Consider the following 13115-nt stretch of genomic DNA (forward strand, 5'->3'; position numbering starts at 1 on the left):
ACCAGAACCGTCAGCCGCTCACCGCGCGACGTCGTCCCACGGCACCGGGGTGGTCTCGCCCGTCTCCCAGTCGCGGCGCAGCACGCCGTAACCGACCGACCCGACGGCCGGGCCGCCGTCGACTGGCCACGCCTCGCGGTAGTGGGCCTCCTGCACCCAGCCGGCGCGGACGAACACGCGGCGCATGGCGGTGTTGTCCTCGCGGGTCTGGCCCTCGAAGCGCGTGATCGCCGGCATCGTCGTGAACACGTGGTGGGTCACCGCACGCAGGGCGGGGACGCCGAGGCCCCGACCCCGGAAGCGACCGGCCAGGCGCAGGTCGAACAGGGGGACGGGGTCCGCCAGGTCCTCGAGACGGACCAGTCCGATCCGCCCGTGCTCGTCGTGGTCGAGCCAGGAGGTGTCGTGCTCGTCGTCGCGGTAGGCACCGGAGTCGACGGCGCTCGCCGCGTCGGCCGCGCTGATGCGCCGTCGGACGTGGAACGGAAACTCCTCGGACGTCAGGAACGCGAGCAACTCCTGGCGGTCGGCGCCGGTGGGGTCCAAGCGGGTGAGGCGGACGGCGGGAGCTGGCATGCCGCCCAGGGTAGTTGCACGGTCGTCGGGCAGGCTCGGGGCGTGCGAGGTGGGACGAGGACGACGGCCGCGGCCCTGACGGCGCTGGTGCTGGTCGGGCTGGTCGGGCTGGTGGGGTGCTCCGGTGCGCCGGGTGGTGCGACGAACGGGCGGACGTCGTCCGCGTCAGTGTCGGCTTCTGCGTCTGGGGCGGCTTCGGGTGCAGCGGCGCCGTCGACCGACCCGGCGACCGACCCCGCCACCGCGCGGGCCTTCGCGGCGCTGGAACGGCGGTACGACGCACGGCTCGGGGTCGCCGCGATCGACACCGGGAGCGGTCGGACGATCGCGCACCGTGCGGGGGAGCGGTTCGCGTTCGCGTCGACGATCAAGGTGTTCATCGCGGCGGCGGTCCTCGACGCCTCGTCCGACGCCGACCTGGCGACCGTCGTGCACTACGACCGCGGCGACCTGCTCGAGTACGCGCCCGTGACGCGCGAGCACGTCGACACCGGGATGACGGTGCGCGAGCTCGTCGATGCGGCGCTCCGCTCCAGCGACAACACCGCGGCGAACCTGCTGGTGGAACGGCTGGGCGGGCCGAACGCGGTCGAGCGGTGGCTGCGCGGCATCGGGGACCGGACGACGAGCGTCGACCGGGTCGAACCCGACCTGAACCAGGCGATCCCGGGTGACCGACGGGACACGACGACGCCGGAGCGGTTCGCTGCGGACCTCCGGACGGTGCTGCTCGGAGACGCCCTCGACGCTGCCGACCGTCGGGTGCTGCGCGAGGCGATGCTCGGCAACACGACCGGGGACGCGACGATCCGTGCCGGGGTGGACCCGTCGTGGCGGGTGGCCGACAAGACCGGCACGGCGTCCTACGGGGTCCGGAACGACATCGCGGTCGTGACGCCGCCGGGGCGCGACCCCGTCGTGCTCGTGGTCATGACGAGCCGCGCTGATCCCGGGGCGGAGCCGTCTGACGAGCTCGTCGCCGCGGCGACCCGCACCGCGGTGGCCGGGCTGACCGACTGAGTCGCCAGCGTCGCGGGACTGTCGTCGCGGGACTACCGGAGTGTGCTCGCCCAGCGCCCGATCGCGTCGTACGCCCGTTCCCGCACCTCCGGCGCGGACAGCACGACGTCGTGCAGGGCGCCTTCGAGTCGGCGGACCGTGACCTCCTCGCCGAGGGAGAGCGAGCGGTGCGCCACCGTGTCGACGTTCAGGGCGACGTCGGCCCGCGCCATCCCAGGGTCCCACCGCGGCTGGAGCATGCTCTTGTCGCTCAGCATCACCAGGGTCGGGACCGCGATCCCGAGGCCCTTCTCGACCTGTGCCTGGCCGTCGAACACCGCGGCGAGCCACCCGGGGTGCAGGGGGAAGCCGCGCTCCGGCCGCCACTTCTGCTCGTAGGTCCACGACCCCTCGCCCTCGGCCGAGACGGTGCGGGTGTAGAAGCCGGGGTCGACGGCGGGCATCGGCGCGAGGGGGTTTCGACGGGCACCGAGCTTGATGACCGGTGCGACGATGGCCCGGCCGACCGCGGTGGCCTGGAACTCGAGCCACGGGCTGTTCAGCACGAGGCCGTGCACGAGCTCCGGGTGCCGGGCAGCCCAGAGCGACAGGGTCAGGCCGCCCGTGGAGTGGCCCATCGGGACGAGTCGGCGTCGGTCCGAGCCGGGGTGCTCGGCCGAGATCGCGTCGAGCGCGGCGGCGATGTCCTCGTCGTACACCGCCAGGTCGTCGACCATGCCCGGGGTCTGGTACGGGCGCAGGCTCCGACCGTACTTCCGCAGGTCCAGCGCGTGGAACCGGGCGCCGAGCCGCTCCAGGCGTTCGGCGAGCTCGACCTGGAAGAAGTAGTCCGACCAGCCGTGCACGTAGAGCACGTCGACCCCGTGCAGGGGCCCGCGACCGTGCAGCAGCAGGTCCGTCGGGGTGTGCCGGCGGCGGACCAGGGTGGCGACGACGGGTCCCTCGGAGTCGGTGCCGAGCGGCAGTTCGAGCCGCTCGTACGGTGCTCCGAGCACGTCCTCGTGCCACCCCTGGTCCGTCATGCGCCGAGCGTATCCGGCGCTGCTGCGGGTGGTGCTGGTGCGGCGGGGTCCCACGGCCGTCACCCGACCAGGACCACGACCTTGCCGCTGATCCGTCCGGCGGCCGCCTCGGCGTGCAGGGACGGCAGTTCGGTCAGCGGGATGCGCCGGGTGACCTCGACCGTGAGCGCCCCGGCGTCGACCAGGGACACCAGCTCCGCCAGGCGTTCGCGGTTGCGCAGGACGAACACCGTCGCCGCCCGGACCCCGCGGGACTCGTCGTCCGGCGTGGCCATGAACGCCGTGGTGCTGACGACCGCGCCGCCGTCACGCACGGCGTCGACGAGTGCCGCGAAGTCCTGCGGGTCGATCGGGGCGAGGTTGAGCAGCACGTCGACCGGCTCCGTCACGGCGGCACGGACGTCGGTCGTGGTGTGGTCGATGACCTCGTGGGCGCCGGCTGCCCGGACGGCCTCGATGCTGCGCGGGCTCGCCGTCGCGATCACGTGGACCCCGGCGCGGACGGCGAGCTGGATCGCGTACTTGCCCACCACGCCGCCGGCGCCGGTGATCAGCACGCGCTGACCTGCCTCGAGCCGCCCGTCGTCGAACAGTGCCTGCCACGCGGTGAGTGCCACCGAGGGCAGCGCCGCCGCGTCGGCCAGCGGGATGCTCGTCGGTGCGGCGACCACCGCGTCCGCCGGGGCGATGACGTACTCGGCCGCCCCGCCGTCGAGTTCCATCGGCAGGAACCCGACGACTGCGTCCCCGATCGCGATCCCCTCGACGCCGTCGCCGAGCGCGTCGACGGTGCCGGACACGTCGTAGCCGGGAACGTGCGGCAGCTGGACCGGGATCGGCAGGAACCCGCCCCGCATCCCGTTGTCCGCCGCGTTGAACGCCGAGGCGGCCACGCGGAGTCGCACCTGCCCGGCACCCGGGGTGGGCTGCTCGACGTGCTCGGTGCGGAGGACCTCGGGACCGCCGACCTCGTGGAACCGTACTGCCTGCATGATCGTGCCCTTCGTCGGTGTTCCTCGTTGTACTTCGAGTTCGAAGCAACTGACGGTGACGCTAGCACTGCTTCGAACTCGAAGCAACAGGTAGGATGGGAAGCGTGACCGATGTGCCGAACTCCCTGACCCCGACGCAGCTCGGGGCGTACTTCGCCTTCACCGAGGTGAGCAGCCTGCTGCGCCACGCGGTCGAGCGGCAGCTGCGCGACGTGGGCGGCCTGAGCTACGTGCAGTTCCAGCTGCTCGCCCGGCTCGGAGACGCCCCTGGTGGGCAGCAGCGCATGACCGACCTCGCCGACGGGGTCGTCTACAGCCGCAGTGGCCTGACGTACCAGGCGCAACTGCTCGAGCAGCGTGGGCTGGTCGCCCGCGGGCCCTCGCCCGACGACGAACGCAGCACGGTCGTGACGATCACCCGGGCTGGTCGTGACGTCCTCGCCGCGGTCTTCCCCGGACACATCGAGGCGCTGCACACCCTGCTGTTCGCGTCGATGTCGGACGCGGACGTCGACGACCTGGCGCGGATCCTCGGGGGAGCGGCGGAGCACCTGCGCGCGAACCCGCCACGCTCCGCGGGCACGCGGCGGCGCGGCTGACCGACGGTCGCGCCGGCGGGTGTGCGCGGCCTAGCTGCGGGGGGCCCGCACCAGGAAGAGCGTGATGGCGCCCAGGACGACCGCGGCGACGATGAGCGCCCAGGCGAGCACGATGACCGGCCCGTCCCAGGGGGTGAAGAGCAGTCCGACCCCGATCACCAGGGCCACGGCGGCGCCGATGAGGGCGAGGCGGTGCGGTCGTACCGGAGCGGTGCGTGTCACGGTTCCCACGGTACGCGCGCCGGGCTGGCAGTGCGGCGTCGAGCGGGTACGCCGGTCACACCGTCGTGCGCATCACCCACCGCCACTTGGCGATGCGGCGGTCGCGCACGAACCCGAACTGCGTGAACAGTTCTTCCGGCCCGGTGTGCAGGTAGGCACCGCGCTGCGGCTTCCGCTCGACCGTCTGCTCCGGGTAGGCCTCGACGGTCCCGCCGCCGTCCCGCCGGATCTGGTCGAGTGCGGTCGTGACCGCGGCACGTGCGACCCCCTGGCCGCGGTGTCGGGACTCCACGAACACGCAGCCGATCCGCCAGTCCGGCGGCGTCGAGGCGTCGCGGGCGTACGCGCCGGGGTTCAGGATCGTCGGCAGCTCGACCGGCCGCCCGAACTGGCACCAGCCGACCGCCGTGCCGTCGGCGTAGACGAGCACCTGGTGGTTCGTGCCGTTCCGCACGTGGCGGTGCTTCGCCTCCTGGTGGGACACCGTCGGGTCGGGCGTCCCGCGTGGGCCGTCCGGGTGGAAACCGATGCACCAGCACCCGCCCCACACACCGTTGCTGCGGGTCACGAGCGCGGCGAAGTCGGGCCACGTCTCCTCGGTGAGCATCGCCGTCGAGTACTCCATGGGCCGATGATCCTCCGGTCCTGGCGATCCCGCCACCACCGCGACCGTGGTGCTCGGAACGGCGCGCGACCGGTGGTCAGGCCGCGCTGCGCCGGGCGGCGACGAGGCCGGAGACGAGCGCCGCGATGCCGAGCCCGATGCCGACCACGCCGGCGAGTGCACCGAAGAACATCAGCGCCCCGGCACCGATGTTCGCGCCGCCCTCGCCGGAGTCGTTCGCGTTCGCGTACCCACCGACGAACGATGCCAGGAACGCCACGACGAGGAACGCCGTGCAGAGGATGTGCAGCACACGTGGCGCGATCGGGGTCATGCCCGGATCGTAGCGCGGCGGCGGGGAGCGGATCGCACCGGCACTTTCCCAGCGGACACGACGGTGTTCCGCGGGGAAGTCACGGCGACCGCCCGAGCAGGACTGCGAGCCTCTCCGGACCGCGCCGAAGACGGTGCGACCGAGGGGGAACGGACGACATGACGATGCGACGTGCAGTGGGAGCCGCGCTCGGCTTCGTGGGTGGCAGTGTGCTCGCCGGGCTGCTGGTGAGCGTCGGGGTGACTCCGGTGATCGCGGTCGCCGGCGTCGGCACGACCTCGGCGATCGGGGTGTTCGAGTCGCTGCCGGAGGACATCGAGATCGGGCAGCTGCCGCAGCGGAACCAGATCTGGGCGTACCGCGGCGGCGCGCCGGTGCACCTGGCGAACGTGTGGGACCAGGACCGGCAGGAGCTCACGCTCGACCAGATCAGCGACCACCTGGAGCACGCCGCGGTGGACGGCGAGGACAAGCGGTTCTACGAGACCGGCGGTGTCGACGCGACGTCCGTTGTCCGGTCGCTCGTGAGCGTCGCCACGTCCGGGACCGAGGGCGGGTCGGGTGGTTCGACCCTGACGATGCAGCTCGTGCGGAACATCAAGATCCAGCAGGCGAGCGAACTGCCCACGGCCGAGGAGCGCGAGGCCGCGTACGAGGACGCGACCCGGCGGACACCGCAGCGCAAGCTCGCCGAGATGAAGCTCGCGATCAGCCTGGCGAAGCAGTACACGAAGCAGCAGATCCTGGCGGCGTACCTGAACATCGCCTACTTCGGCGACCAGACCTACGGGGTGCAGTCGGCGGCGCAGCACTACTACGGCAAGTCGGCGACCGACCTGACCCCGGCCGAGGCGGCGTCCCTCATCGCGATCGTGCAGTGGCCGGAGCGACGGGACCTGTCGACGCCGGACCACCACCGCGACAACGCCGCGCGGCGGAACGTGATCCTGCGGTCGATGCACGAGCAGGGGCACCTGTCGACCGAGGAGTACCGCACGGCTCGGCTGTCCCGCGTCGCCGACTCCGTCCACCTGACGGCACCGCAGCAGGGGTGCGAGGCGGTCGAGGTGGGCGCGGAGTTCTTCTGTGACCACGCGGAGACCATCGCCCAGCGGCTCCCGCAGCTCGGCGCGACGAAGCAGCAGCGGGCGGACGCCTGGCGCACCGGCGGGTACCGGATCCAGACCACGCTCGACCTCGACCTGAACGCGGAACAGAAGCGGCTGCTCGACCAGTACGACCCGAAGACCGAGACGCGGCTGGCGCTGGGGGCCACGTTCAACACGGTCGAGGCTGGGACGGGCCGTGTGCTGACGATGGCACAGAACACCGACCACGACCGGTCGTCCGACGCGCCCCGCACCGCGACCTCGCTGAACTACGCCACCGACCAGGCGGACGGCAGCTCGACGGGGTTCCAGACCGGGTCGACCTACAAGATGTTCACCCTGCTGGCGTGGATCGAGGCCGGCCGCAGCCCGGACACCGTCGTCGACGGCACACCGCACCCGCACAGCGAGTGGACCGCCTGCGGTGGACCCGCCTCGGCGTTCTGGCAGCCGAAGAACGACTCACCCGGGCAGCGTGGTCCGTACTCGGTCCGGTCGGCGACGGCGCAGTCCGTGAACGCCGCGTACCAGTCGATGGCCGAACAGCTCGACCTGTGCGACATCCGCGACGTGGCCGAGCGGCTGGGGGTGCACCTCGCGACCGGTGGCGAGCTGCCCTGGAACCCGGGGTCCCTGCTCGGCACCGAGAGCATCGCCCCGCTGACGATGGCGTCGGCCTACGCCGGCATCGCGAACGGCGGGCGGTTCTGTGCACCCGTCGTGATCGACCAGGTCGTCGCCCCCGACGGTGAGGAACTCGGCGGACAACCCCGCACCTGCACGCAGGCGGTGTCGCCGCAGACCGCGGCCACCGCGTTCGACGTCATGCAGGGCGCGTTCCGCGGCGGCACGGCGAGCGGCGGGCAGACACCCGACGGCGCGACCCTGTTCGGCAAGACCGGCACCACGGACGCGGCCGACCAGGTGTGGCTGGTGGGCGGGACCTCGCGTGCCGTCACCGCCTACTGGCAGGGCAACACGGACGGCGCGAAGCACAACCTGCGGTCGTTCTCCAACGGTCAGGGCGGCACCTACGCGGGGTCGCGCGCGGCCGTCTGGCGCGACGCGCAGACGGCGGTGAACGCGGCGTTGCCGGTCGGCTGACGGCCCGGAACGCAACCACCAACGGCCTGGAGGCGCGATGCCAGCTGGCACCGCGCCTCCAGGCCGGTTCTCGGTTGCGTCCTACGACAGCTTCTTGCTGTCCTCGAGCCAGCCCGCGAGCTTGGTCATGTAGTCGGCCTGCGACGCGTAGTCGAGGGCCGGGAACGTCCAGCTGTGGACCTGGCCCGCCTCGAGCGCGGCGTTGTCGGCGAAGGTCGGCTGCTTCTCGAGGTCGGCGACCTGGTAGCCCTGCTGCGACAGCAGCAGCACGTCACCGGTGATCTGGCCGGCGTTCTCCCACGAGTAGATGCCCCAGTAGAAGCCCTCGGGCTTCGGGTTGACGAAGTCGACCCCGTACGACGCGTACATCTGCAGCGACGGCTCGTCGGTCGGGCGGGTGACGTACGCGCCGTCACCGTCGGCGTACATCGAGACGACCGACAGGTCCTGCTCCTTCGAGACCTTCTCGAGCTCGTCGGCCGCGGTGTCGAAGCGCTTCTCGGCGGCGTCGACCGTCGACTCCTTCGCGCCGAGGGACTCGGACAGTTCCGCGATCTTCTCGATGACGTCCTCGCCCTTGCCACCCCACTTCACCTGGACGACCGGCGCGATGGCCTCGATCTGCTTCTCCTGCGCCTTGTCCTTGAAGCCGTAGCCGGGCTGCTTCGTGTCGAGCGTGCCCTTGGCGTCGGTCGGGTAGACCGAGGTGACGACGAGGTCGGGCTTGAGCGCGGCGAGCTGCTCGAGGTCGATGTCGCCGTAGGCGGTGCCGAGTTGCGTGATGCCGTCGGTGTCCAGGCCCTTGAAGCGGGCGTCCTTCGCCATCGTCAGCTGCCCGAAGGTGCCGACGGGCTTCAGGCCGTACTCGATGAACGACAGGGCGATGTCGTTCAGCACGACGACGCGCTTCGGCGTGTGGTCGACCTTCACGGTGGCGCCCGTGGCGTCCTCGTACGACCATGCCTTCGACGCGGCGGTGCCGCCGTCGGAGTCGGAGTCGTTCGAGTTGCCGGTGCTCGAGCAGCCGGTCAGGAGGAGTGCCGAGACGGTCACGGAGGTCAGGAGGGCGGCGCGCAGGTGGCCACGTCGGGAGGTCTTCACGTTAGGAGAGGCTAACCTAAGTTCGCGGTACTCGCCAGCACGTCTTCGGTTTTCGTCGGGACGGTGTGCTCGGTCCGGGCGCCCGGGGCTGTGTGCTCCGTCGGGGCGCTCGGGACGGGGTCGTGCTCGTCCGCCTCGGGCACGATCATCGGCGCACCGGTCACCGGGTCGGGGAACACCCGGGCGTGCAGACCGAACGCGTGCTCGAGCAGTGCCGGGGTGAGGACGTCGTGGGGGGTGCCGTCGGCCACGACCCCGCCGTCGTGCAGCACCACGAGCCGGTCGGAGTACCGCGCCGCGAGCGACAGGTCGTGCAGCACCATCACGATCGTCGACCCCTGCTCGCGGTTCAGCCGACGGACGAGCCGCAGGACCTCGAGCTGGTGCGCGAGGTCCAGGTAGGTCGTCGGTTCGTCGAGCAGGAGCGTCTGGGCCTGCTGTGCGACGACCATGGCGATCCAGGCACGCTGGCGCTGCCCGCCGGACAGGCTCGTGACGTCGCGGTGCGCCACCTCGGTCAGACCGGTGGCGGCGATGGCCGCTTCGGCGACGGCCGCGTCCTCGGCGGTCCACGGCTTCGCCCACGACTGGTGCGGGTTCCGGCCGCGCATCACGAGGTCGAGGACGCTGGTTCCAGCGGGGGCGACGGGGGACTGCGGCAGGATCGCGAGCTTGCGGGCGACCTGGCGGTTCGGCTCCCTGCGGATCGGGGTGCCGTCGAGCATGACCTCGCCGGCCTGCGGCTTGAGCACGCGGCCGAACGCCTTGAGCAGGGTCGACTTGCCGCAGCCGTTCGCGCCGAGGAACGTCGTGACGGTGCCGCGTTCGATGCGCAGGTCCAGGTCGCGCAGCACGGGCTGGCGGTCGTAGCCGACGGACAGGCCCGTGGCTTCGAGGACGGGGGTGTCGTGCTGGTCCTGGTGTGGTGCTGTCATCGGGACATCTCCTTGCGGTGACGGACGAGGAGCCAGATCAGGTACGGCGCCCCGATCACGGTGGTGATGATGCCGACCGGCACCTGCCACGGGAACGCGGAACGGGACAGCAGGTCGGCGGCGAGCACGAGCACGGCGCCGAGGGCACCGGCGAGCAGCAGCGGCGGCCGGTTCGTGCCGGCGAGCCGGAGCCCGACCTGCGGGACGACGAACGCGACGAAGCCGACCGGTCCCGCGGCGGCCACGGCGGCGGCGGTGAGCACGACCGCGAGCGCGATGACGAGCAGCCGGTGCCGCTGGACGCCGAGTCCGACGCCCGTCGCGACCTCGTCGCCGAGCTGCCCGATGCCGAGGGCAGCACTCGTCGCGAGCGCGATCGGCACCGCGACGACCGCCACCACGAGCAGCGGCCAGACGCTCTCCCACGAGGTGCTCGACAGGCTGCCGACGAGCCACTGGGACGCCGCGGTGGCGACGGTGATCTTCGCGCGGACGAGCAGGTAGCTCGTCACCGCGTCGAGGGTCGCGCTCACGCCGATGCCGACCAGCACGAGCCGGTAGCTCTGCACGCCGCCGCGCCAGCCCAGGCCGTACACCAGGACCGCAGCGACCAGGGCGCCGATCGTGGCGGCAACCGGGATCCCGCCACCGAGCACCAGGGACGACACCGAGTACGTCCCGCCGCCGAGGACGATCGCCGCGACCGCACCGACGCTCGCGCCCGCGGTGACACCGATGATGTCCGGGGTACCGAGGGGGTTGCGGGTGAAGGTCTGGGTGAGCGCGCCGGCCACCCCGAGCGTCAGGCCGACGAGTGCGCCGGTGAGCACGCGGGGCAGGCGCAGGGTGGTGATGATGAAGGCGTCCGGCCCGGACTCCAGGCCGAGCAGGGACCGGATGACGACCCCGGGGGCGATCCACGTCGATCCGACCGCTGTCCCGATGACGATGAGCACCAGGACGGTGGCGAGCGACCCGACCGTGTACCAGAACACCCGGGGGCGCCAGGCGAGGCCGACGGGGCCGATGCGGATGCCGGCGCGGCCGGGGGTTCGTGCAGCCGAGGCGGGCGTGCCGGGCGTGGTGGTCTCGGGCGTGCTGCCGGGCGTGCTGCCGGTGCTGCGCACCGCTGCCCCGCTCACAGCGACACCAGCGATCTGCGACGGGCCACGGCGACGAACACGGGGCCACCGATGACTGCGAGCACGATGCCGACCTCGACCTCGGAGAACCCGCCGATCAGGCGACCGATGACGTCGGCGAGCAGCACGAGGGCGGCTCCGACCAGACCGGAGACCGGCAGGGTCCAGCGGTGTCCGGTGCCGACGAGTGCGCGGGCGACGTGCGGCACCGTCAGGCCGACGAAGCCGATCGGGCCGGCAGCAGCGGTCGCCCCGGCGGCGAGCAGCGTGATCCCGCCCAGGCCGACGAGCCGCGCGACGAGCACGTTCTCGCCGAGCCCCTTCGCCAGCTCGGACCCGAGCCCGAGGGCGTCCAGAGCGCGGACGTTCAGCACCGCGAGCACGAGCCCGGCGGCCAGGAACGGCCACACCGCCCCGAGGATGTCGAGCTGCCGTGCCGCGAGGGACCCGACGACCCAGAGCCGGTACGCGTCGAGCGAGGCCTGGTCGGTCAGCACGACGAAGGAGGTCAGGGCGGCGAGCAGCGCCGAGACCGCGGCCCCCGCGAGGGCGAGTGGCACCGGACTGGCAGTGCCGCTGCCGGCGATGGTCACCGAGAAGACGACGACGCTGGCGACCAGGGCCCCGACGAGGGCGAACCAGACGGTCGCACTCGTGCTCGTCACCCCGAACACGTAGACGCCGAGCACCACCGCGAGTCCGGCACCAGACGAGACGCCGAACAGGCCGGGGTCGGCGAGTGGGTTGCGGGTGTGTCCCTGCATGAGCAGCCCGGCGATGCCGAGGGCTGCCCCGACCGCAGCACCGATGAGCGTGCGCGGGATGCGGGACCCCCACACGATCGCCTCGTCGGTGCTCGATCCGGAGCGCGTGAGCCCCGCCCACACCTCGGCGACACCGATGCGGTTGCTGCCGAGCAGCATGCTCGCCACGGCGACGAGCACCAGGGCGACGACGAGGCCGATGACGACCGCGGTCCGTCGCCGCATCGCGGTCCGGTGCACACCGAGGGCGCGGGACGCGTCGCCGTCTCGGGTGCTGGACGCGACGGGTTCGGGGGCCTCCGGACCGGAAGCCAGAACGGGATTGGGGGCTGGCACGGAAGTCATCTTAGGTTAGCCTTGCCTCATGGCGAAGACCCCGCGGCTCCTGCCGACGAACCCCCGGCTCTTCCGCGCCCGTGTCCTCCGGACCCAGCGGGTGACCCCCTCGATGCAGCGCGTCACCGTCACCGGCGATGACCTGCACGAGTTCGGCTACCTCGGTTTCGACCACTGGTTCCGCCTGTTCGTCCGACGCCCCGACCAGCACGCCTTCCGGATGCCCGACCTGGACGGCAAGAAGTGGTGGCCGACGTTCCTCGGCATCCCCGAGGACATCCGTCCCCACTGCGCGAACTACACCGTCGCCGCGTACCGGCTGCTCGCCGACGGCACCGCCGAGCTGGACATCGACTTCGTCGTGCACCTGGACCACCGCGGTCAGCTCGAGGGCCGCGCCGCGATCTGGGCCTGCTCCGCCCGCCCCGGCGAGGAACTCGCGATGCTCGACCAGGGCTGCATCTTCGACGTCCCGGCCGGCACCAGCGAGGTCATCGTCGCGGCCGAGGAGACCGGTCTGCCCGGCGTCGTCGGCATCGCCGCGTCGTTGCCGCGCGACACCGTCGGCCGCATCATCCAAGAGGTCCCGACCCCCGCCGACATCCGCGACCTCGACGCCCCCACCGGCGTGCAGGTGACGTGGATCGTCCGGCAGCCGGGCGCCGTCCCCGGCAGTGGCGCCCTCGCCGAACTGCAGCGGCACGTGCCGTCCGACGATCAGGGCTACGCGTTCGTCGTGGGGGAGTCAAGACTCGCAACGGAGGGCCGCCGCCACCTGCACCGTGCGGGCCTGCCGAAGTCGCGCATCACGTTCTCCGGGTTCTGGAAGCACGAGACGAAGGTTTCCGTCCCCGCCTGACCCGCGCGTGCCTGCCAGGCATGCCCGTTCCCGCCAGGTACGCCCGGTTCTGCCAGGTACGCCCGATCCTTCCCCTTGCGCGCGCGATGCCTGGTGCTTCCGGGCGTACCACCACGGAACTTCCGACCAGGTATGCCCGTTCCCGCCAGGTATGCCCGGTTCTGCCAGGTGCGCCCGGTCCTTCCCTTGGCGTGCGCGATGCCTGGTGCTTTCGGGCCTACCACCAAGGAACTTCCGACCGAGTACGCCCGGTTCCGCCAGGTGTGCCCGCTCTGCACAGGTACGCCCGTTCTCGCCAGGTACGCCCGGACCTTCCCCTGGTACCCGCGATGCCTGGTGCTTTCGGGCATACCACCAAGGAACTTCCGCCCAGGTACGCCCGATCCCGCCAGGTAC

At 72.1% G+C, this 13115-nt stretch carries 14 protein-coding genes; 4 read left to right on the top strand and 10 right to left on the bottom strand.

Translation table 11 applies throughout. The annotated features are described in order from the left end of the window. Positions 1-18 precede the first annotated feature (18 nt). Positions 19-576 carry a GNAT family N-acetyltransferase gene (locus DEJ03_RS14720; RefSeq protein ID WP_110865186.1) on the bottom strand — a complete coding sequence of 186 codons (558 nt, stop codon included), beginning with the start codon at positions 574-576 and terminating at the stop codon, positions 19-21. A 111-nt stretch (positions 577-687) separates the two neighbouring features. Here DEJ03_RS14720 and bla point away from each other — a divergent pair, with 111 nt between their 5' ends. After that, entirely contained in the window at positions 688-1596 is a 909-nt protein-coding gene (bla, locus tag DEJ03_RS14725; protein ID WP_375342297.1) for a class A beta-lactamase, read from the top strand. Positions 1597-1628: 32 nt separating this feature from the next. On the opposite strand, the gene DEJ03_RS14730 is transcribed toward bla, so the two are convergent. Both DEJ03_RS14730 and DEJ03_RS14735 read right to left on the bottom strand, forming a co-directional pair. Continuing rightward, complete coding sequence (locus DEJ03_RS14730) at positions 1629-2618, bottom strand: alpha/beta hydrolase (RefSeq protein ID WP_110865188.1); 990 nt, start codon at positions 2616-2618, stop codon at positions 1629-1631. A gap of 59 nt (positions 2619-2677) precedes the next feature. Continuing rightward, positions 2678-3610 (bottom strand): NADP-dependent oxidoreductase, encoded by a 933-nt coding sequence (locus DEJ03_RS14735; protein ID WP_110865189.1) that lies wholly within the window; start codon positions 3608-3610, stop codon positions 2678-2680. A 95-nt stretch (positions 3611-3705) separates the two neighbouring features. Between DEJ03_RS14735 and DEJ03_RS14740 the strand changes: the two genes are divergently transcribed. Continuing rightward, the gene (locus DEJ03_RS14740) at positions 3706-4209 is read left to right on the top strand and encodes a MarR family winged helix-turn-helix transcriptional regulator (protein ID WP_258370846.1); all 504 of its coding nucleotides are present in this window, start codon (positions 3706-3708) and stop codon (positions 4207-4209) included. Positions 4210-4239: 30 nt separating this feature from the next. On the opposite strand, the gene DEJ03_RS14745 is transcribed toward DEJ03_RS14740, so the two are convergent. From DEJ03_RS14745 to DEJ03_RS14755, 3 genes are all read right to left on the bottom strand, one after another. Next, positions 4240-4431 (bottom strand): hypothetical protein, encoded by a 192-nt coding sequence (locus DEJ03_RS14745; RefSeq protein ID WP_111023553.1) that lies wholly within the window; start codon positions 4429-4431, stop codon positions 4240-4242. A gap of 55 nt (positions 4432-4486) precedes the next feature. Continuing rightward, positions 4487-5056 carry a GNAT family N-acetyltransferase gene (locus DEJ03_RS14750; protein WP_220034147.1) on the bottom strand — a complete coding sequence of 190 codons (570 nt, stop codon included), beginning with the start codon at positions 5054-5056 and terminating at the stop codon, positions 4487-4489. Positions 5057-5132: 76 nt separating this feature from the next. Next, entirely contained in the window at positions 5133-5369 is a 237-nt protein-coding gene (locus DEJ03_RS14755) for a hypothetical protein (protein WP_110865192.1), read from the bottom strand. Between the two features lie 164 nt (positions 5370-5533). Between DEJ03_RS14755 and DEJ03_RS14760 the strand changes: the two genes are divergently transcribed. After that, positions 5534-7582 (top strand): transglycosylase domain-containing protein, encoded by a 2049-nt coding sequence (locus tag DEJ03_RS14760; protein ID WP_258370847.1) that lies wholly within the window; start codon positions 5534-5536, stop codon positions 7580-7582. 81 nt (positions 7583-7663) lie between these two features. On the opposite strand, the gene DEJ03_RS14765 is transcribed toward DEJ03_RS14760, so the two are convergent. Genes DEJ03_RS14765 through DEJ03_RS14780 form a run of 4 tightly spaced genes read right to left on the bottom strand, consistent with a single transcriptional unit; the run spans position 7664 to position 11860 of the window. After that, a complete protein-coding gene (locus tag DEJ03_RS14765; RefSeq protein ID WP_110865193.1) occupies positions 7664-8683 on the bottom strand; it encodes an ABC transporter substrate-binding protein in 1020 nt (339 codons plus the stop codon). 11 nt (positions 8684-8694) lie between these two features. Then, on the bottom strand, positions 8695-9618 hold the full coding sequence (locus tag DEJ03_RS14770) for an ABC transporter ATP-binding protein (protein ID WP_110865194.1): 924 nt from the start codon (positions 9616-9618) through the stop codon (positions 8695-8697). Next, a complete protein-coding gene (locus DEJ03_RS14775) occupies positions 9615-10760 on the bottom strand; it encodes an iron chelate uptake ABC transporter family permease subunit (protein WP_258370848.1) in 1146 nt (381 codons plus the stop codon). The genes DEJ03_RS14770 and DEJ03_RS14775 overlap by 4 nt, the downstream gene beginning before the upstream one ends. Further along, the gene (locus DEJ03_RS14780; RefSeq protein WP_258370849.1) at positions 10757-11860 is read right to left on the bottom strand and encodes an iron ABC transporter permease; all 1104 of its coding nucleotides are present in this window, start codon (positions 11858-11860) and stop codon (positions 10757-10759) included. Before DEJ03_RS14780 ends, DEJ03_RS14775 begins: the two co-directional genes overlap by 4 nt. Positions 11861-11888: 28 nt before the next feature. On the opposite strand from DEJ03_RS14780, the gene DEJ03_RS14785 reads away from it, so the two are divergent. Next, positions 11889-12719, top strand: a complete 831-nt coding sequence (locus tag DEJ03_RS14785; protein WP_110865195.1) for a siderophore-interacting protein — start codon at positions 11889-11891, stop codon at positions 12717-12719. Positions 12720-13115 lie beyond the last annotated feature (396 nt).

Origin of the sequence: Curtobacterium sp. MCLR17_043 (assembly GCF_003224215.1) — a bacterium.
In the GTDB taxonomy this organism is placed as follows: domain Bacteria; phylum Actinomycetota; class Actinomycetes; order Actinomycetales; family Microbacteriaceae; genus Curtobacterium; species Curtobacterium flaccumfaciens.